Origin of the sequence: Clavibacter zhangzhiyongii, assembly GCF_014775655.1 — a bacterium.
Lineage (GTDB): Bacteria > Actinomycetota > Actinomycetes > Actinomycetales > Microbacteriaceae > Clavibacter > Clavibacter zhangzhiyongii.
The window spans coordinates 1,390,691-1,409,893 of the sequence record NZ_CP061274.1; the positions used below are offsets into that span (position 1 = coordinate 1,390,691).

At 75.6% G+C, this 19,203-nt stretch carries 14 protein-coding genes; 10 read left to right on the forward strand and 4 right to left on the reverse strand.

Annotated elements, in window-relative coordinates; genetic code table 11:
* Positions 1 to 30: 30 nt before the first annotated feature.
* The gene (locus tag H9X71_RS06660) at positions 31 to 2,088 is read right to left on the reverse strand and encodes a glycogen debranching protein (RefSeq protein ID WP_244961861.1); all 2,058 of its coding nucleotides are present in this window, start codon (positions 2,086 to 2,088) and stop codon (positions 31 to 33) included.
* Between the two features lie 19 nt (positions 2,089 to 2,107).
* Between H9X71_RS06660 and H9X71_RS06665 the strand changes: the two genes are divergently transcribed.
* From H9X71_RS06665 to H9X71_RS06680, 4 genes are all read left to right on the forward strand, one after another.
* Positions 2,108 to 3,313, forward strand: a complete 1,206-nt coding sequence (locus tag H9X71_RS06665) for a cysteine desulfurase family protein (protein WP_191148880.1) — start codon at positions 2,108 to 2,110, stop codon at positions 3,311 to 3,313.
* The gene (mnmA, locus tag H9X71_RS06670; RefSeq protein WP_191148881.1) at positions 3,310 to 4,470 is read left to right on the forward strand and encodes a tRNA 2-thiouridine(34) synthase MnmA; all 1,161 of its coding nucleotides are present in this window, start codon (positions 3,310 to 3,312) and stop codon (positions 4,468 to 4,470) included. Before H9X71_RS06665 ends, mnmA begins: the two co-directional genes overlap by 4 nt.
* A 7-nt stretch (positions 4,471 to 4,477) precedes the next feature.
* Entirely contained in the window at positions 4,478 to 6,982 is a 2,505-nt protein-coding gene (ligA, locus tag H9X71_RS06675) for an NAD-dependent DNA ligase LigA (RefSeq protein ID WP_191148882.1), read from the forward strand.
* Between the two features lie 136 nt (positions 6,983 to 7,118).
* A complete protein-coding gene (locus H9X71_RS06680; RefSeq protein WP_244961866.1) occupies positions 7,119 to 8,468 on the forward strand; it encodes an alpha/beta hydrolase in 1,350 nt (449 codons plus the stop codon).
* A gap of 15 nt (positions 8,469 to 8,483) precedes the next feature.
* On the opposite strand, the gene H9X71_RS06685 is transcribed toward H9X71_RS06680, so the two are convergent.
* A complete protein-coding gene (locus tag H9X71_RS06685) occupies positions 8,484 to 8,930 on the reverse strand; it encodes an META domain-containing protein (protein WP_244961868.1) in 447 nt (148 codons plus the stop codon).
* Positions 8,931 to 8,986: 56 nt separating this feature from the next.
* Here H9X71_RS06685 and gatC point away from each other — a divergent pair, with 56 nt between their 5' ends.
* Genes gatC through H9X71_RS06705 form a run of 4 tightly spaced genes read left to right on the forward strand, consistent with a single transcriptional unit; the run spans position 8,987 to position 14,046 of the window.
* Positions 8,987 to 9,355, forward strand: coding sequence for an Asp-tRNA(Asn)/Glu-tRNA(Gln) amidotransferase subunit GatC (gene gatC, locus H9X71_RS06690; RefSeq protein WP_191148885.1), 369 nt, complete (start codon positions 8,987 to 8,989; stop codon positions 9,353 to 9,355).
* A 7-nt stretch (positions 9,356 to 9,362) separates the two neighbouring features.
* Positions 9,363 to 10,910: an Asp-tRNA(Asn)/Glu-tRNA(Gln) amidotransferase subunit GatA gene (gatA, locus tag H9X71_RS06695; RefSeq protein ID WP_191148886.1), complete on the forward strand. Its 1,548-nt coding sequence runs from the start codon at positions 9,363 to 9,365 to the stop codon at positions 10,908 to 10,910.
* Positions 10,910 to 12,412, forward strand: coding sequence for an Asp-tRNA(Asn)/Glu-tRNA(Gln) amidotransferase subunit GatB (gene gatB / locus H9X71_RS06700; protein ID WP_191148887.1), 1,503 nt, complete (start codon positions 10,910 to 10,912; stop codon positions 12,410 to 12,412). The genes gatA and gatB overlap by 1 nt, the downstream gene beginning before the upstream one ends.
* Positions 12,409 to 14,046, forward strand: coding sequence for an ABC-F family ATP-binding cassette domain-containing protein (locus H9X71_RS06705; protein WP_191148888.1), 1,638 nt, complete (start codon positions 12,409 to 12,411; stop codon positions 14,044 to 14,046). The genes gatB and H9X71_RS06705 overlap by 4 nt, the downstream gene beginning before the upstream one ends.
* Before the next feature lie 21 nt (positions 14,047 to 14,067).
* Here the strand turns inward: H9X71_RS06705 and H9X71_RS06710 are convergent, their stop codons facing one another.
* Positions 14,068 to 15,729, reverse strand: coding sequence for a hypothetical protein (locus H9X71_RS06710; protein WP_191148889.1), 1,662 nt, complete (start codon positions 15,727 to 15,729; stop codon positions 14,068 to 14,070).
* 127 nt (positions 15,730 to 15,856) lie between these two features.
* Between H9X71_RS06710 and H9X71_RS06715 the strand changes: the two genes are divergently transcribed.
* Both H9X71_RS06715 and H9X71_RS06720 read left to right on the forward strand, forming a co-directional pair.
* On the forward strand, positions 15,857 to 16,555 hold the full coding sequence (locus H9X71_RS06715; protein ID WP_191149113.1) for a DedA family protein: 699 nt from the start codon (positions 15,857 to 15,859) through the stop codon (positions 16,553 to 16,555).
* Positions 16,556 to 16,718: 163 nt separating this feature from the next.
* Entirely contained in the window at positions 16,719 to 17,384 is a 666-nt protein-coding gene (locus H9X71_RS06720; protein ID WP_191148890.1) for a hypothetical protein, read from the forward strand.
* Between the two features lie 63 nt (positions 17,385 to 17,447).
* Here H9X71_RS06720 and H9X71_RS06725 read toward each other — a convergent pair whose 3' ends face one another.
* The gene (locus tag H9X71_RS06725) at positions 17,448 to 19,136 is read right to left on the reverse strand and encodes a long-chain-fatty-acid--CoA ligase (RefSeq protein ID WP_191148891.1); all 1,689 of its coding nucleotides are present in this window, start codon (positions 19,134 to 19,136) and stop codon (positions 17,448 to 17,450) included.
* Between the last annotated feature and the right edge of the window lie 67 nt (positions 19,137 to 19,203).

Consider the following 19,203-nt stretch of genomic DNA (forward strand, 5'->3'; position numbering starts at 1 on the left):
CGCCGCGACCCCCGTCCGGGCCGGATCCGCTCAGACGGCGCGGAGGATCAGGAGCGCGGGCCCGGGCACCTCCACGCGCGTCCCGGGCGCGTCGTCCACGGTGACGGCCTCGGGCCGCTCCCAGCCGCTCGACCACAGGAGGCGCCACGCGACGACGCCGTCGTGCTCCGGCAGCGTCACCGTCGCGGTCGTCTCGAGCCCGTGCACGACGACGAGCACGCAGCTCGGGTCCTCGGTCTCGGGGGTGGACGTGGCGATCCACTGCAGCGTGCGGGTGTCGGCCGACTCCCACGCGGCGTCCGTCATGGGCGCGCCGTCCGCGTCGCGCCAGGCGAGGACCGACGCGCTCGGCACGCGCGCGTCCGGCTCCGCGTACCGGACGGGTCGGAGCGCCGGGTTCTCGCGCCGGATGCGGAGGAGGTGCCGCGTCGTCGCCTCCAGGTCGAGGCGCCACGCGTCGTCGTCCCAGCGCATCCACGTCGCCGCGTTGTCGAGGCAGTAGCCGTTGTTGTTGCCGCGCTGGGTGCGGCCGCGCTCGTCGCCCATGGTGAGCATGGGGATCCCTGCGGACACCAGCAGCGTGCCGAGCAGGGCCCGGGCGCTCCGGCGGCGGGCGGCGAGCACGGCGGCGTCGCGCGTCGGCCCCTCCACCCCGTGGTTCCACGACCGGTTCGCGTCCGTGCCGTCGCGGTTCGACTCGCCGTTGCCGCTGTTGTGCTTGCGGTCGTACGACGTGAGGTCGGCGAGCGTGAAGCCGTCGTGCGCCGTGACGAACGAGACGGAGGCCAGGGGTCCGCGGTCGGCGGCGAAGGTGCCGGAGGATCCCGCGAGGCAGGAGGCGAGGGCGCCCACCCCGTTCGGCGCGCGGCCCGAACGACGGGCCTCCGCCACGTCGGTGAGCCAGAAGTCGCGCACGACATCGCGGTAGCCGTCGTTCCACTCGCTCCAGCCGGATCCGAACCCGCCCGTGCGCCAGCCGCCCATGCCGACGTCCCACGGCTCGGCGATCGTGAGGAGCCCCTGGAGCGCCTCGTCCTCGACGATGGCGCGCAGCAGCGGGTGCGCGGGGTCGAAGTCGACGTGCTCGTCGCGGCCGAGGGTGACGGCGAGGTCGAAGCGGAAGCCGTCGACGCCCATCGCGTCGGACCAGTGCTCGAGCGAGTCGAGCACGAGGCGCTGCGCGTCGGGCCGGGACAGGTCGACCGTGTTGCCGCACCCCGTCACGTCGATGGGCGTGCCGTCCGGCGTGTGCCGGTAGTAGCGGGAGCCGTCGATGCCGCGGAGGCTCGTGACCGGCCCGTCGGCGCCCTCCTCGGCCGTGTGGTTGTAGACGACGTCGAGCACGACCTGGATCCCGGCCGCGTGCAGCGCGTCGACCATGCCGCGGAACTCGCGCGCCACCGCGTCGGCGCCCGCCTCCCGCGCGGCGCGCGTCGCGTACGGCGCGTGCGGCGCGAGGTAGGCGAGCGTGTTGTAGCCCCAGTGGTTGATCCGCCCCTGCGCGCGCAGCCGCTCCTCGCTCGCGGAGGCGTGCACCGGCAGCAGCTCGACCGTCGTGATCCCGAGGTCGACCAGGCGCTCCACGGTCGACGCGTGCCCGAGCCCCGCGTAGGTGCCGCGCAGCTCCTCGGGCAGCCGCTCGTCGAGCTTGGTGAAGCCGCGCACGTGGAGCTCGTAGAGCACCTGGCGGTCGCGCGGCACGACCGGGCGCGCGGCGCGGCGGGCGGCGCGCTCGGCCTCGGGCACCTCGCTCGTGACGACCGAGCGCCAGGCGGCCGGGCCGACCTGCACGAGGCCGCGGGCGTAGGGGTCGAGCAGGTGGCGCGTCGGGTCGAAGGAGTCGCCGGGCGCCGGGTCCCCGTCCACGCGCACCGAGTACGCGGTGCCCGGGACGAGCAGCTCGCTCGACCCCGTCCAGACGCCGCCGTCGCCGCGCTCCATGGCGACCACCTGCGCCACGCGGCGGGGGTCGTCGGCGGCGGAGACGGTGAGCTCCACGGCGGAGGCACCGTGGCTCACGACGCGCAGCGTGGCGCCCCGGTCGGAGAGCGTCAGCCCCAGGGTCTCGGGCGGTCCGGGGCGCGGCATGCGACCTAGGGTAGGGGGCATGACGGTCTACCTGGACCACGCGGCCACGACCCCGATGCGGCCGGAGGCGATCGCGGCGCTCGCCGGGGCGATCACGCTGGTCGGGAACCCGTCCTCCATCCACTCGCACGGGCAGGAGGCCCGGCGCGTGCTCGAGGAGGCGCGCGAGGCCATCGCCCGGGCGCTCGACGCGGATCCGGTCGAGGTGGTCCTCACCTCCGGCGGCACCGAGTCGGTGAACCTCGGCATCAAGGGGCTGCACGCGGCGCGGGCGGCGGAGGACCCCCGGCGCACGCGGATCCTCGTGCCCGACGGCGAGCACCACGCCACGGTCGACACGGTCGAGTGGCTCGAGCGGAGCGGCGCCGTCGTCGAGCGGCTGCCGATCGACGCGCTCGGGCGCATCCGAGTCGACGCGGTCGCCGCCGCGCTCGCCGCGGACCCCGGATCCGCCTCCCTGCTCACCTTCCTGGCCGCGAGCAACGAGGTCGGCACCATCCAGCCCGTCGAGGAGCTCGCGGCGCTCGCCGCGGCCCACGGGGTGCCCGTGCACGTCGACGCGGTCGCGGCCCTCGGGCACGTGCCCGTCCCGTTCCGGCGCTGGCGCGACGCGGGCGTCTCCGCCGTCAGCGTCTCGGCGCACAAGGTCGGCGGTCCCGTCGGCAGCGGCGCGCTCGTGCTGGCGCGGACGGCGACGGTGGATCCGCTCATCCACGGCGGCGGCCAGCAGCGGCAGGTGCGCTCGGGCACGCAGGACGCCGCGTCCGCCGTCGCCTTCGCCGCGGCCGTGACCCTCGCGGTCGCCGAGCTCGACGCCGAACGGATCCGGCTGGCGGCCCTCCGCGACCGCCTCGTGGCGACGGTGCTCCGCGACGTGCCGGGCGCCGTCCTCCGCGGCGACCCGGATCCCGCCGGCCGCCTCCCCGGCAACGCGCACCTCACCTTCGCGGGCTGCCAGGGCGACTCGCTGCTGCTCCTGCTCGACATGGCGGGCGTCTCGGTGAGCACCGGATCCGCGTGCCAGGCCGGCGTCCCCGAGGTCTCGCACGTGCTCCTCGGCATGGGCGTGCCCGATGGGGAGGCCCGCGGCGCGCTCCGCTTCACGCTCGGCCGCACGACGACCGACGCGGACGTCGACGCGCTGCTCGCGGCGCTGCCGGACGCCGTCGCCCGCGCCTCCCGGGCGGGGCTTGCGGGACGGGCGGCGCGTAGGCTCGCAGGGTGAAGATCCTCGCAGCGATGAGTGGCGGAGTCGACTCCGCCGTGGCCGCCGCCCGCGCCGTCGAGGCCGGGCACGACGTGACGGGCGTGCACCTCGCGCTCAGCCGCATGCCGGGCACGCTCCGCACCGGATCCCGCGGCTGCTGCACCATCGAGGACTCGATGGACGCGCGCCGCGCCGCCGACCTCCTCGGCATCCCGTTCTACGTGTGGGACTTCTCCGAGCGCTTCGCCGCCGACGTGGTCGACGACTTCGTCGCCGAGTACCAGGCGGGGCGCACCCCCAACCCGTGCATGCGCTGCAACGAGCGGATCAAGTTCGCCGCGCTCCTCGAGAAGGCCCTCGACCTCGGCTTCGACGCGGTCTGCACGGGCCATTACGCCGACGTCCTCACGGGACCCGACGGCCAGCCCGAGCTGCACCGCGCGGCCGCGTGGGCCAAGGACCAGTCGTACGTGCTCGGCGTGCTCACGGCCGAGCAGATCGCGCACTCGTACTTCCCGCTCGGCTCGACGCCCTCGAAGGCCGAGGTGCGTGCGGAGGCCGCGGCCCGGGGGATCCAGGTGGCGCAGAAGCCCGACAGCCACGACATCTGCTTCATCCCCGATGGGGACACGCGCGGCTGGCTCGCCGACCGCGTGGGCGCGGCGCCGGGCGAGATCCTCGACGGGGCGGGCGCCGTCATCGGCACGCACCAGGGCGCCGCGGCCTTCACGGTCGGCCAGCGCAAGGGCCTCGCGATCGGCACGCCCGCCGCCGACGGCCGGCCGCGTTTCGTGCTCGAGATCCGGCCGAAGGACAACACGGTCGTGGTCGGGCCGCAGGAGGCGCTCGCGATCCGCGAGATCGCCGGATCCTCCTTCACCTGGGCCGGCACCCCGCCCACGCGGCCGGACCAGCCGTTCGACTGCGACGTGCAGATCCGCGCCCACGCCGACCCCGTGCCCGCGCGGGCGGCGGTGTCGGAGGTCGACGGCATCATGGAGCTCGTGATCACCCCGCGAGAGCACCTCATCGGCGTCGCCCCCGGGCAGACCGCCGTCGTCTACGCCGGCACGCGCGTGCTCGGGCAGGTCACCATCGACCGCACCGTGAGCGCCGTCGCCGACGCGCGGCCGCCGATGCGCGCCGAGCTCGTCGGCGCGGCCGCGGGGAAGTGACGCGCGCATGAGCGACACCGCCACCGCCTCGCCCGCCGACGACGCCGTCCCCGACACCACGCCCCCCGAGGTCGCGGCCGCGTCCGCGCGCGTCGACGAGCTGCGCGCCGAGATCGAGCGCCACCGCGACGAGTACTACGAGGGCAACGCGAGCACCGTCAGCGACGCCGAGTACGACGCGCTCGTCCACGAGCTCGAGGCGCTCGAGGAGGCACACCCCGAGCTCCGCAGCCAGGACAGCCCCACGCAGCGGGTCGGCGGCCGCGCCGAGACCACGCTCTTCGCGCCCGTCACGCACGCCGAGCGCATGCTCAGCCTCGACAACGTCTTCAGCGAGGAGGAGCTCGCCGAGTGGGCGGCCAAGGTCGAGCGCGACGCCGGCAGCGGCCGGGTCCGCTACCTCAGCGAGCTCAAGATCGACGGGCTGGCCATCAACCTGCGCTACGAGCACGGCGTGCTCGTCACGGCGGCGACGCGCGGCGACGGCGTCGTCGGCGAGGACGTCACGCGCAACGTGCTCACGATGGGCACCGTCCCCGAGCGCCTGGAGGGCAGCGGGCACCCGCCGCTCGTCGAGGTGCGCGGCGAGATCTTCTTCCCCGTCGCGGAGTTCGACGAGCTCAACGCCCGGCAGCTGGAGGTGGGCGAGCGCGTCTTCGCGAACCCCCGCAACGCGGCAGCCGGATCCCTGCGCCAGAAGGAGGACGGCAAGAGCCCCGCGCGCCTCGAGCTCATGCACGCGCGCATCCGCCGCCTCCGCATGCTCGTGCACGGAATCGGCGCGTGGCCCGTGCGAGAGCTCGAGCGCGACGCGCACGTGTCCGCGCAGTCCGAGGTCTACGAGCTGCTCGCCGGCTGGGGCCTGCCCATCTCCACGCACTTCCGCGTGTTCGACGAGGTCGCCGACGTCGTGGAGTTCGTGCGGCGGCACGGCGCCCACCGCGCGGAGGTCGAGCACCAGATCGACGGCATCGTCGTCAAGGTCGACGACCTCGGGCTCCACGAGGAGCTCGGCGCCACCAGCCGGGCCCCGCGCTGGGCCACCGCCTACAAGTACCCGCCCGAGGAGGTCAACACCACGCTCCTCGACATCGTCGTGAGCGTCGGCCGCACCGGCCGGGCCACGCCGTTCGCCGTCATGGAGAAGGTCGAGGTCGCCGGATCCGAGGTGCGCCAGGCCACGCTGCACAACCAGCAGGTCGTCAAGGCCAAGGGCGTGCTCATCGGCGACACCGTCGTGCTGCGGAAGGCCGGCGACGTCATCCCCGAGGTGCTCGGCCCGGTCGTCGAGCTCCGCGACGGCACCGAGCGCGAGTTCGTCATGCCCACGCTCTGCCCGGAGTGCTCCACGCCGCTGAAGCCGGCCAAGGAGGGCGACATCGACCTCCGCTGCCCCAACGCGCGCAGCTGCCCCGCGCAGGTGCGCGGGCGCGTCGAGCACGTCGCCTCCCGCGGCGCGCTCGACATCGAGGGCCTCGGCGAGGTCGCCGCCGCCGCGCTCACCCAGCCGCTCGAGCCCGAGGACCCGCCGCTCGAGACCGAGGCGGGCCTGTTCGAGCTCACCATGGCCGACCTCGTGCCCATCACCGTGGTCGTCCGCGACGCCGAGACCGGCATGGTCAAGGTCGACGAGAGGACGGGCGAGGCCAAGCGCGTCACGCCGTTCCGCCGCAAGCGCGTCGCGAAGCGCGACGGCGCGTTCGATCCCGCCGAGCCCTGGGGCGACGCGGACAGCGTGCCCTCGAAGTCGGCCGAGGTGCTGCTCGAGAACCTGGAGAAGGCGAAGACCCAGGACCTCTGGCGGATCCTCGTGGCCCTCAGCATCCGGCACGTGGGCCCCGTGGCGGCCCGCGCGCTGGCCGGCTGGTTCGGCTCGCTCGACGCCATCCGCGCCGCCAGCCGCGAGGAGCTCGCGGCCGTCGACGGCGTGGGCGGCATCATCGCCGACGCGCTCCTCGACTGGTTCGAGGTCGACTGGCACCGTGAGATCGTCGACCGCTGGGAGCGGGCCGGCGTCGTCACCGCGGTGCCCGGCCACCCGGGGCCGGGAGCCGCGGCAGCCGCGGGCGGCGTGCTCGCGGGCCTCACGGTCGTGGCCACGGGGTCGCTCGAGGGCTACACCCGCGAGGGCGCGCTCGAGGCGATCATGGCGGCCGGCGGCAAGGCCGGATCCAGCGTCAGCAAGAAGACGCACTACGTCGCGGCCGGTCCCGGCGCCGGCTCGAAGCTCGGCAAGGCCGAGGCGCTCGGCGTGCGCATCATCGACGCCGCCGAGTTCCGGCTCCTCGTCGAGCAGGGCCCGGACGCCATCGCGCTCCCGGAGCCCGAGCCGTCCGCGGACGCGCCCGCTGCCGAGGCGGGCGACGCCGAGCCGAAGCCGAAGCGCACGCGGAAGCGGAAGGCCCCGGCGTACGCGGACGCGGAGGCTCCGGCGTCGGATCCCGCGTCCGACGCACCCGACGCAGCCGACGCCCCCGCCGCCCCAGACGAGGGCGGAGCGGGCACCGCCTGACCCGCCCTCGCCCCGGGCTCCGTCCGCCGATAGCATGGACGAGCGCGCCGCCGCGGGACCCGCCATCCTCCGGCGCCGGCCCTCCCGCGCCGGCTCTCTGGGGGGCTCTCGAACCGTGTCGACTCGCGTCCGTGCGTTGCTGACCGTCTCGGCCATCGTCTGCGGGCTGGTCGGGGTCATCGTGGTCCCCGCCGAGCCGGCCCACGCCGCGCCCGGGTCCGCCGTGCTCGCTGGGCCCGGCGCCGCGGATCCCGCCGCAGGCGCGCGCCTGCCGGGCGTCGGCCGGGCGCTCGCGCAGCTCCGCGACCCGCACGTGAGCGACGCCGCGCTCCGCGGCACGTCGCCCGTCGCGCTCCTCGCGGCGCTCCCGTCCCTCGACCCGCCGGCGCTCCGTGCGCTCGCCCACGCCGTCCCGGGCACCATCCGCGAGCTCATCCGACGCCCGCCGTCCGTCACCGCGGTCGACGCGTGGTGGGACGACCTCGCGCCCGACGAGCGTGACGACCTGGCCGCGGGCATCCCCGAGCTGGTCGGCAACCTCGAGGGCGTGCCGGTGGTCGAGCGGGACGCCGCCAACCGCCTCCTCCTCGCCCAGCGCGAGCGCGAGCTGCACGAGGCCGCCGCGGCCACCCCCGGCCGCGGGGCGCAGCAGGTCGTCGGCCGCGATCTGCGGATGCTCGCCGAGGTCCGCGCGGCGCTGCGGCCCGCGCCCGGCGGCGTGCCGCGCTCCCTGCTCACGCTCGACGTGAGCTGGCCGGGCCGCGCCGGCGTCGTCGTGGGCGACCTCGACACCGCGTCCTTCGTCGACCTCGTCGTCCCCGGCATGTACTACTCGGTGGCCGACCGCCTCGTCGACTGGACCGACGTCGCGTCCCGCCTGCAGGAGCACCAGACCACGCTGCTCGGATCCCGTGCCGCGGCCGCGGGGGGCGTCGCGTCCGTCGCCTGGATCGGCTACCGCACGCCCGACCTCACGGGCGTCGGCACGCTCGACCTCGCGCGCGAGGGCGCCGAGTACCTCGAGGACGCGATCCAGGGCATCCAGGGCGTCCGGCGCGACGACCCGCCGCACGTCACCGTCATCGCGCACTCGTACGGCACCACGGCGGCGATGCTCGCGCTCTCCGGCGGTCGCGCGTCGGTCGACGCCCTCGCCCTCGTCGGGTCGCCGGGCGGCGCCGTGCGGGAGGCGTCCGAGCTGGCGGTGCCCGCGGGGCGCGTCTTCGTGGGGCAGGCGCCGTGGGATCCGGTCGTCGGCTCGTCGTTCTTCGGCCTCGACCCCGGCAGCCCGTCCTTCGGCGCCCGGCGCTTCGACGTGGAGGGCAGCCCGGGTTCCGCGGGCGTCTCCGCCGACGGCGCCCTCGCCGGCGTCGTGGGGCACAACAGCTACTTCGACCGGGGGACGGAGTCGTTCCGCAACCTGGCGCTCATCGGCATCGACCGGCCGGCGGGGCTCGACGTCCGGGCGGACGGGCGAGGCCGCTAGCGCGACGCGCGGGCGTCAGCCCCGGCTGCGCTCGGCGTACTCCAGCCGCACGTCGTCCGGACCGGTGGCGACGAGGTGCCCGTCGTCGACCCGCATCGCCGACACCGCGACGAGGTCGCGGAGGTAGCGCGCCTCCACGTCGTCGTCGTCGCACGCGAGAGCGCCCGTCGTCACGCCGGCGAGCATCCCCGGGCCCTCCTCGCCGATGCGCCCCGAGTAGTCGTTGCACGGACCGCGGCCGCTGATCTCCCCGCCGCCCACGCGCATGGTCACGAGCGCGTCGCCCACCGCCAGCGCGCCGGCGGAGTCCGACGCGGCGACGAGGTGCCAGTTGCCGCGCACGTCGCTGACGGGCGCGCAGCCGGCGAGGGGGAGGAGGGCCAGCGCGGCGACGGCCGCGACCGGGAGGCCCAGGCGGCGACCGGATCGGCGTCGGGCGGGGATCCGGGCTGCGGTGGGCATGGGGGTCACGCTAATAGAATCTCCCGGTACCCCCGCACACAGTCCTTTGGAGACGCATGTCCGACACCCGGCCCGAGCCCGCCGACGCGACCAGCGGGGACGAGACGCCCCAGGCGCCGACCCCCACGGAGCAGATCAGCCGGGAGCAGGTGCAGCACCTCGCCGGCCTCGCGCGCATCCGCCTGAGCGACGAGGAGGTCGACACCCTCACGGCCGAGCTCGGCCTCATCGTCGAGTCGGTCGCGAAGGTCACCGCGGTCGCGACGCCCGACGTCCCCGCCACGAGCCACCCGATCCCGCTGGTCAACGTCTACCGGCCCGACGTGCCCGGCGAGACCCTGACCACCGCGCAGGCCCTGGCCGGCGCGCCCGAGCACGACGGCAGCCGCTTCAAGGTGTCGGCGATCCTCGGCGAAGAGCAGTAGGAGCACCATGACCGACGACCTCACGCGCCTCAGCGCCTCCGCCCTCGCCGACCGCCTCGCCTCCGGCGACGTGTCGAGCGTCGACGCCGTGCGCGCGCACCTCGACCGCATCGACCACGTCGACGGCGACGTCCACGCGTTCCTCCACGTCTCCGGGGAAGCCGCCCTCGGGCGCGCCGCCGAGATCGACGCGCAGCGCGCCGAGGGGGCCGCGCTCGGTCCGCTCGCCGGCGTGCCCATCGCCATCAAGGACGTGCTCTGCACCATCGACATGCCCTCCACCGCGGGCTCGCGCATGCTCGAGGGCTGGACCCCGCCCTACGACGCCACCGTCGTGCAGCGCCTCCGCGCCGCGGGCCTCGTGCCCCTCGGCAAGACCAACATGGACGAGTTCGCGATGGGCTCCTCCACCGAGCACTCCGCGTTCGGCGCCACGCACAACCCGTGGGACCTCGACCGCATCCCCGGCGGCTCGGGCGGCGGATCCGCGGCCGCGGTCGCCGCGTTCGAGGCGCCCGTCGCGCTCGGCTCCGACACCGGCGGATCCATCCGCCAGCCCGCGGCCGTCACCGGCTCGGTGGGCGTCAAGCCCACCTACGGCGGCGTCAGCCGCTACGGCGCCATCGCGCTCGCCTCGAGCCTCGACCAGGTCGGCCCCGTGTCCCGCACGGTGCTCGACTCGGCGCTCGTGCACGACGTCATCGGCGGCCACGACCCGCGCGACTCCACGTCGCTCACCGACGCGTGGCCGTCGTTCGCCGACGCCGCCCGGGCCGGGCAGCGCGAGGGGGCCCTGAAGGGCCTCCGCGTCGGCGTCGTGAAGCAGCTCGACGGCGAGGGCTTCCAGGCCGGCGTCACGCAGCGCTTCCGCGAGGCGCTCGCGCTCCTCGAGCAGGCGGGCGCGGAGATCGTCGAGGTGTCCGCCCAGAACTTCGAGCACGCCATCGCCGCCTACTACCTGATCCTCCCGGCCGAGGCGTCGAGCAACCTCGCGAAGTTCGACTCGGTGCGCTTCGGCCTCCGGGTGAACCCGCCGGGCGGCGGCACGGTCGAGGACGTCATGGCCGCGACCCGCGAGGCCGGCTTCGGCCCCGAGGTCAAGCGCCGCATCATCCTCGGCACCTACGCCCTGAGCGCGGGCTACTACGACGCGTACTACGGCAGCGCGCAGAAGGTCCGCACGCTCATCCAGCGCGACTTCGACGCCGCGTTCCAGCAGGTCGACGTGCTCGTGACGCCCTCCGCGCCCACGACGGCGTTCAAGCTCGGCGAGAAGCTCGACGACCCGCTGGCCATGTACCTCAACGACCTCACGACGATCCCCGCGAACCTCGCGGGCGTCCCCGGCATCGGCCTCCCCATCGGGCTCGCGCCCGAGGACGGGCTGCCTGTCGGGATCCAGTTCATGGCGCCCGCCCGCGAGGACGCGCGCCTCTACACGGTCGGCGCCGCCCTCGAGCAGATCCTCGAGCGGCAGTGGGGCGGGCCCCTGCTCGCCCAGGCACCCGAGCTCGCGCGCGCCGCGCGCCGCACCACGGACGGAGACACGCACTGATGGCCAAGGCCGAGCTGATGGACTACGACAAGGCCATCGAGATGTTCGAGCCCGTGCTCGGGTTCGAGGTGCACGTGGAGCTGAACACGCGCACGAAGATGTTCTCCGACGCCCCGAACTTCTTCGGCGGCGAGCCCAACACCAACATCACGCCGGTGGACCTCGGGCTCCCGGGGTCGCTGCCCGTGGTGAACGAGCAGGCCGTCAGGCACTCGATCAGCCTGGGCCTCGCGCTCGGCTGCTCGATCGCGCCGAGCTCCCGCTTCGCCCGGAAGAACTACTTCTACCCGGACCTCGCGAAGAACTACCAGATCAGCCAGTTCGACGAGCCCATCGCATTCCGCGGCTCGGTCGAGGTCGAGATGCCCGACGGCCGCATCGTCACGGTGCCGATCGAGCGCGCGCACATGGAGGAGGACGCCGGGAAGCTCACGCACGTGGGCGGCGCGACGGGCCGGATCCAGGGCGCGGACCACTCGCTGGTCGACTACAACCGCGCCGGCGTGCCGCTCGTCGAGATCGTCACGGACATCATCTACGGGGCCGAGGCGGAGGCGCCCGAGCTCGCGAAGGCGTACGTGTCGACCATCCGCGACATCGTCGTGGCGCTCGGCATCTCCGACGCGAAGATGGAGCGCGGCAACCTCCGCTGCGACGCGAACATCTCGCTGAGCCCGCGCGGATCCGGCAAGCTCGGCACCCGCACGGAGACGAAGAACGTCAACTCGCTCCGCAGCGTCGAGCGCGCCATCCGCTACGAGATCCAGCGTCAGGCGGCCATCCTCGCCTCCGGCGGCACGATCACGCAGGAGACGCGGCACTGGCACGAGGACACCGGACGCACCTCCGCCGGCCGCCCGAAGAGCGACGCCGACGACTACCGCTACTTCCCCGAGCCCGACCTGCTGCCCGTGCAGCCGAGCGCCGAGCTGATCGAGGAGCTGCGGGCCGCGCTGCCCGAGTCGCCCGCGATCCGCCGCCGCCGGCTCAAGGCCGAGTGGGGCTTCACCGACCTCGAGTTCCAGGACGTCGTGAACTCCGGGCTCCTCACCGAGCTCGTCGGCACGGTCGAGGCCGGCGCCGCCCCCCAGGCGGCGCGCAAGTGGTGGACGGGCGAGATCGCCCGCATCGCCAACGCGCGCGGCGTGGACGCGACGACGCTGATCAGCCCGGAGCAGGTCGCGTCCGTCATCGAGCTGGTCGAGGCCGGCACGCTGACGAACCGGCTGGCGCGCGACGTGCTCGAGGGCGTCATCGACGGAGAGGGCACGGCGCAGGAGGTCGTGGACGCGCGCGGCCTCGCGGTCGTGTCCGACGACGGCCCGCTCATCCAGGCCATCGACGAGGCGCTCCAGGCGCAGCCCGACGTGCTCGCGAAGATCCGCGACGGCAAGGTGCAGGCCGCCGGCGCCGTCATCGGCGCCGTGATGAAGGCCATGCGCGGCCAGGCGGACGCGGCCCGCGTCCGCGAGCTCGTGCTGGAGCGCGCGCAGGCCTCGTGACCGCCACCCTCGTCGCCCGCGGCCTCGCCGGAGGCCACGGGCACCGCACGCTGTTCTCCGGGCTCGACCTCACGGTCGCGCCCGGGGACGTCGTGGGCCTCGTCGGCGCGAACGGCGCCGGCAAGAGCACGCTCCTCCGGCTCCTCGCGGGCGTGGACGCGCCGCAGGACGGCCGCGTGCTGCTCTCGCCCGCCGACGCGTTCATCGGCTGGCTGCCGCAGGAGCACGAGCGGATCCCGGGGGAGACCGTCGCCGGCTACGTCGCCCGCCGCACCGGGTGCGCCGAGGCCTCCGCGGAGCTCGACCGCACGGCCGTCGCCCTCGGCGAGGGCCTCCCCGGCGCCGACGACGCGTACGGCACGGCCCTCGACCGCTGGATGGCGAGCGGCGCGGCCGACCTCGACGAGCGCCTCCCCGTCACGCTCGCGGAGCTGGGCCTCGACCTCGACCCGTCGCTGCCCACCGCCGGCCTCTCCGGCGGCCAGGCGGCGCGCGTCGCCCTCGCGGCGCTCCTCCTCAGCCGCTTCGACGTGGTGCTCCTCGACGAGCCCACCAACGACCTCGACCTCGACGGCCTCGCGCGCCTCGAGTCCTTCGTGCGCGGCCTCCGCGGCGGCGTCGTGCTCGTCTCGCACGACCGCGAGTTCCTCGCCCGCTGCGTCACCACCGTCGTCGAGCTCGACCTCGCGCAGGACAGCGTGCGCGTGTACGAGGGCGGCTACGACGCGTTCCTCGAGGAGCGCCAGGTCGCCCGCCGCCACGCGCGCGAGGCGTACGAGCAGTTCGCCGACACGAAGGCCGACCTCGTCGCCCGTGCCCGCACGCAGCGCGAGTGGTCGTCGCAGGGCGTCCGGAACGCGATGCGCAAGGCACCCGACAACGACAAGATCCGCCGCAAGGCCTCGGCCGAGTCGAGCGAGAAGCAGGGCCAGAAGGTCCGGCAGATGGAGAGCCGCATCGCCCGGCTGGAGGAGGTCGAGGAGCCGCGCAAGGAGTGGGAGCTCGCCTTCACGATCGGCCAGGCGCCGCGCTCGAGCGCCGTGGTGGCGACGCTCCGGGACGCGACCGTCACGCGCGGCGCCTTCACGCTCGGACCCGTGTCGCTGCAGGTCGACGGCGGCGACCGCATCGGGATCACCGGCCCCAACGGCGCGGGCAAGTCCACGCTGCTCGGCCTGATCCTCGGCCGCATCGCCCCCGACGCCGGCGACGCGTCGCCCGGCCGCAGCGTCCAGGTCGGCGAGATCGACCAGGCGCGCGCGTCGCTGCGGGGCGACCTGCCGCTCGCGGAGTCGTTCGCCGCGCAGGTGCCGGACATGTCGCCCGCGGAGGTCCGCACGCTGCTCGCGAAGTTCGGCCTCCGCGCCGACCACGTCACGCGCCCGGTCGACGGCCTGTCGCCGGGGGAGCGGACGCGCGCGGGCCTCGCGCTGCTGCAGGCGCGCGGCGTCAACCTGCTCGTGCTCGACGAGCCGACCAACCACCTCGACCTGCCCGCCATCGAGCAGCTCGAGCAGGCGCTCGAGTCCTACGACGGCACGCTGCTGCTCGTCACGCACGACCGGCGGATGCTCGACGCCGTGCGCCTCGACCGCCACTGGCACGTCGACGCGGGCCGCGTCACCGAGTCCTGACCGGCCCGCCCGGCCCCGGCCCTACTGGTAGGTGACGAGGTCGGGCACGGGGGAGACGTCGCGCATCGTCTGCTCGGGCGTCAGCATGGGCGTGTCCTCGTCGATGAAGTTCTTCCAGCCCCACGCGAGGCCGGCCGGCGCGTCGGCGTGCAGCGCCCGCCAGGTGGCCTGCTTGTCGGGCTGGCCGCCCTGCCCGTCGGCGTGCACGAGCATCGCGAGCTCGGGGTGGGACGTGTCGAGGGCGGAGCGGTCCTGGATCATGCTGAGGCGGAACTGGTGCAGCACGAGCATCTTCTGCGGGAGGCCGCGGTCGCGCACGAGGCCCGCGAGCCAGTCGGTCGTCGCGTCGACCTCGGCGGCGGAGACGCTGCCGATCTGCTTCAGCGGGACCTGGTCCGCGCCGAGCCGCCACTCGGGGTCGAGCGCGAGGCCCACGCCCGGCTGCGCGAGCACGGACTCGTAGCGCCTGGCCTGGGTGAGGAAGTCGGTGCGGCCGGGCTGCAGGTCGAGGACGACGTAGACGCCGGCGTCGCGGGCCGCGTCGATCCACGGCTGGAGGGTCTCGACGGGGACCTCGGAGGAGTAGTCGCCGTCGGGCCCGGCCGAGCCCGCCGCGACGGTCGCGATGAGCTCGAACATGGGGATCACGGGCTCGTCGGAGAACGGCTGGTACGCGGCGGCCTGCGCCTTCGCCCGCGCCACCGCGTCCGCCGGGCCCTGCTCGCCCAGCACGCCGAGCGCGCCGGTGCCCGCCGCGCCGTACAGCGCGACGTAGCGCTTGCCGGGGAGGACGAGCTGGCCGCCGCCCGGGAGCTGGTCGCCGGTGGCAGCCGTGCGGATCCGCCCCTCGAGCGTCGCGTCGTCGGCGTACGCGGCGCCGACGGCGAGGGTGGAGGCGGCCTGAGCGTCGTGCAGCGCGGCGACCGCGTCGGGGGAAGCGCGCGGATCGGGCGTCGCCTCCGGCAGGACGGTGACGCCGACGCCGGCCGCGCGCGCCGTCGCGACCGCGGCGAGGGAGGAGGGGGCGTCGGTCGCGAGGGCGTGCGCGTCGGCGAGGGCGGCCGCCGGCGCGGTGGGCGGGAGGGCCGCGCCCTCGGATCCGGCCGGCGTGGCGGGCGTCGCGCCCGCGGCCGGGGCCGGGGAGGCGAGCGCGGCCACGCGCGCGACGGCGGCGGCCGGATCCGCGGACGCGTCGGTGCCGGCGTCGGCGACCTCGGCGCCCGTCGCCCGGGCCACGTCGTCCGCGCGCTCGGCGCGCACCACGGTCGTCGAGTCGGGGAGGGCCGCCGTCGCGTCCTCCGCGAGGTCGCCCACGGCCAGCACGCCCGTGGAGCCGAGCCGCGCGATCTCCGGCGCGGCCCCGGATCCCGCGACGATGAGCGGCGCGCCCAGCGCGACGGCGGCGTCGGCGGCGAGCTCCTGCGCGGCGGGGTCGCCCGCGGGCGCCAGCACGCTGACCGGAGCCGACCGGAACAGGCTCCCGCTCATGGCCACGGATGCGCTGGAGTCGTCGGCGTCGCCCACGACCGTGAGGGCCGCGTCGGGTGCCGCGGTGACGGGACGGGCGACCTCGGGCGGATCCTGCCGGGCGGTGCACGCGCCGAGCCCGGCCACCAGGGCGGCCGCGGCGAGGAGGGAGACGGAGGCGCGGAGGGACCGGGAGCGGAGGATCGGTGACGGCACCCGACCACGGTACGCGACCCATCCCGGGGGCGCGCGGACCCGCGGTTCCCGCGCGAGCCGTCCACGCGGACCCCCGCGGACGGGTCGCGCGGGAGCGTCCCGGTACCGTGGAGGGGTGACCGCCCTGATGCCGCCGACCCTCCTGCCGACGACGACCACCGCGCCCCGCCCGGCCGCGACGGGCGAGGACCCGCTCCAGGGCCTCGACGGGCTGGTGGGCACCGCCGCCCGGGTCATCGAGGCGCTCGGCGAGGCGGGCGTCGGCGCGATGACCTTCGTCGAGACGGTCTTCCCGCCCATCCCCAGCGAGGTGGTCCTGCCGCTCGCGGGCTTCGTCGCCGCCACCGGTCGGATGAACCTCGTGCTCGTCATCGTGGCCAGCATCCTCGGCGCGTACCTCGGCGCCCTCCTCCTCTACTGGCTCGGCAGGAAGGCGGGCGAGGAGCGCACCATCCGCGTGCTCTCCAAGCTGCCGCTCGTGGAGCGCCACGACTTCGAGGTCGCCGCCGCGTGGTTCCACCGCCACGGCCGCTCGGCCGTGTTCTTCGGTCGGCTCGTGCCCGGCGTCCGCAGCCTCATCTCCCTGCCCGCGGGCGCGGCCGGCATGCACCTCGGCACCTTCAGCTTCTACACGATCGCCGGCAGCGCCCTTTGGAACGGCGCCCTCATCGGCCTCGGCGCCGCCCTCGGCAGCCAGTACGAGCTCATCGACCGGTACGCGCAGTACCTCGACTACGCGGTCTACGCGGTCCTCGGGATCCTGCTGCTCCTGCTCGTCGTCCGCGCCCTCCGGCGCCGCCGCCGGGACCGCCGCTCCGCGCGCTGACCCGCCGCGGCCCGACCGCCGTGGCCCGTCCGCCGCGGCCCGTCCGCCGCCGGGGCGACGGACACCCGCCTCCCACGCCGCTCCCGGGCGCGGCGCCTACGGTGGAGGCGGCTGATGCGATCGACGATCCCCGCCGATCCGGCCGTCTGCGAGAGGCACCACCATGGGATTCCTGGACAGGCTCCTGGGCCGCGACGAGCAGCCCGCCGACCGACGCGACCGCTCCGGTGACGCTCGCCCCGCGCGCAGCGAGGACGAGATCGCCGTCGAGCGCTACCGCTACCTGCTCCGCACCGCGCCGCCCGAGAAGATCGAGGAGGTGCACGTCGAGGCCTTCGGGAAGCTCACCCCCGAGCAGCGCGAGATCCTCTTCCGCCAGCTGAGCTCCGACGCGGCCGAGGGCGACGCGCCGCTCGACGACCGGCCCGAGTCGCTCGCACGGTCCGCCACGCGCACCGAGATGCGCGCGCCCGGCACGCTCGAGCGGACCCTCGGCCCGCGCGGCGGCCTCGCGGGCGGCAGCGGCGGCATGGGCATGGGCGGCATGATCGCCGGATCCATGCTCGGCACCATCGCGGGCGTCGTGGTCGGCTCGGCCATCGCGCAGGCGCTCATCCCCGACGCGGTCGGCCAGGACCAGGCGGGCGCGGACGGCGGCGCGGACGCGGGTGCCGACGGCGCCGGCGATGCGGGCGGCGCGGACGCGGGCGGCGCGGACGCCGGCGCGGGCGACGCGGGCTCCGGCGACTTCGGCGGCGGCGACTTCGGCGGCGGGGCCGACTTCGGCGGGGGCGACTTCGGCGGCGGCGGCGACTTCGGCGGCTTCTAGCGCGGCGGGCGTCGGGCGGTCGCGCACCGCGGCCGCCCGACGCCGCTCACGGGACGGAGACGGTCAGTCGCCCGCGAGGATCCCCTCGCGCACCTTCCGGCGCAGCACCTTGCCGAGCAGCGACGTCGGCAGCTCGTCGAGCACGACGATCCGCCGCGGCACCTTGTACGCCGTGAGGTGGCCGCGCAGCTCGGCGCGCGCGGCCTGCTCGTCGAGGCTCGCGCCCTCCTCGAGCACGACGGCGGCCACGACCTCCTCGTCGCCGCCGTCGCGCGGGATCCCGACCACGGCCGCGTCCCGCACCCCGTCCAGCTCCCGCACCGCGTCCTCGACCTCGCTCGGCGAGACGTTGAAGCCGCCCGTGATGATGAGCTCCTTGATCCGGTCGGCGATGCGCACGAAGCCGTCCGCGTCGACGGTCACGATGTCGCCCGTGCGGAACCAGCCGCCGGGCAGCAGCACCGCGGCCGTCTCGTCGGGCCGCCCGTGGTACCCGCGGAACACCTGCGGCCCGCGCACCAGCAGCTCGCCGGGCTCGCCGGCCGGGCGGTCGACGGACGGGTCCTCGGGATCCACCACCCGCACCTCGGTGTTCGGCAGCGGCAGGCCCACGGTGCCGGCGCGACGCGTGTCGCCGACGGGGTTGGCCATGAGCACGGGCGAGCACTCCGACAGGCCGTAGCCCTCCACGAGCCACCCGCCCGTCTGCTCCTCCCACGGCACCACCACCGTCTCCGGCAGCGCCATGGCCCCCGAGATCGAGATGGAGATGCCCGCGAGCGAGACGCCCTGGGCCTCCGCCGCCTCGCGCAGCCGGGCGTAGATGGGCGGCACGGCCGGCAGGAACGTGGGCGGGTGGCGGCGGATCGCCTGCAGCACGAGGTCCGGCTCGAAGCGCGGGAAGAGCACCAGGCGGGAGCCCATGCTCATCGCGAAGGTGAGGCAGAGGGTCAGCCCGTAGGCGTGGAACATGGGCAGCACGGCGTAGACGACGCTCGTGCCGCGGGGGACCGTCGGCACCCAGGCGCGCGACTGGGCCGCGTTGGCGCTCAGGTTGAGGTGCGTGAGCTCGGCGCCCTTCGGGGTGCCCGTCGTGCCGCTCGTGTACTGAATCACCGCGAGGTCGTCGGCGCCGGGCCGCGGGTGGTCGGCGGGCAGGGGCGCGGACGCCGTGATCCGCTCCCACGGGATCGTGCCGCTCACCTTCGCCGCGATGGCGGCCCGGGCGGCGCGCGCCTTCGGGACGGGCAGGCGGAGGAGGAGCCGCGTCCGCAGCGGCATGGCGCGCGTCACATCGACCGACACGATCCGCTCGGGCCGCGCGGCGTCCGGCAGCCCCTGGATGGTGGCCACCGACCGGTCCCACGCGATGACCGTGCGCGCGCCGTGGTCCTCGAACTGGTGCTGCAGCTCGCGCGGCGTGTACAGCGGGTTGTGCTCGACGACCACGGCGCCGAGGCGCAGCACCGCGTAGAACGCGACGACGTGCTGCGGGCAGTTCGGCAGCACGATGGCGACGGGGTCGCCGGCGCGCACGCCCGCGTCGGCGAGGCCCTGCGCGGCCCGGGCGATCTGCTCGCCGAGCTCGCGGTAGCTGGTCTCCGCGCCGAGGAAGTCGAGCGCGGTGCCGCCCGGGAAGCGGAGCACGGACTGGTCGACGATGTCGACGAGCGATCCCTGCGGCAGGTCGATCTCGTGCGGGACGTCGGGCGCGTAGCTGGCCAGCCAGGGCCGGTCGGTGGGGGTGGTCACCCCTCCCACCCTAGGCCGCGGGCGCGCGCCAGCCGGTGACGGGCAGGCGACGACCGGGGGGACGCGG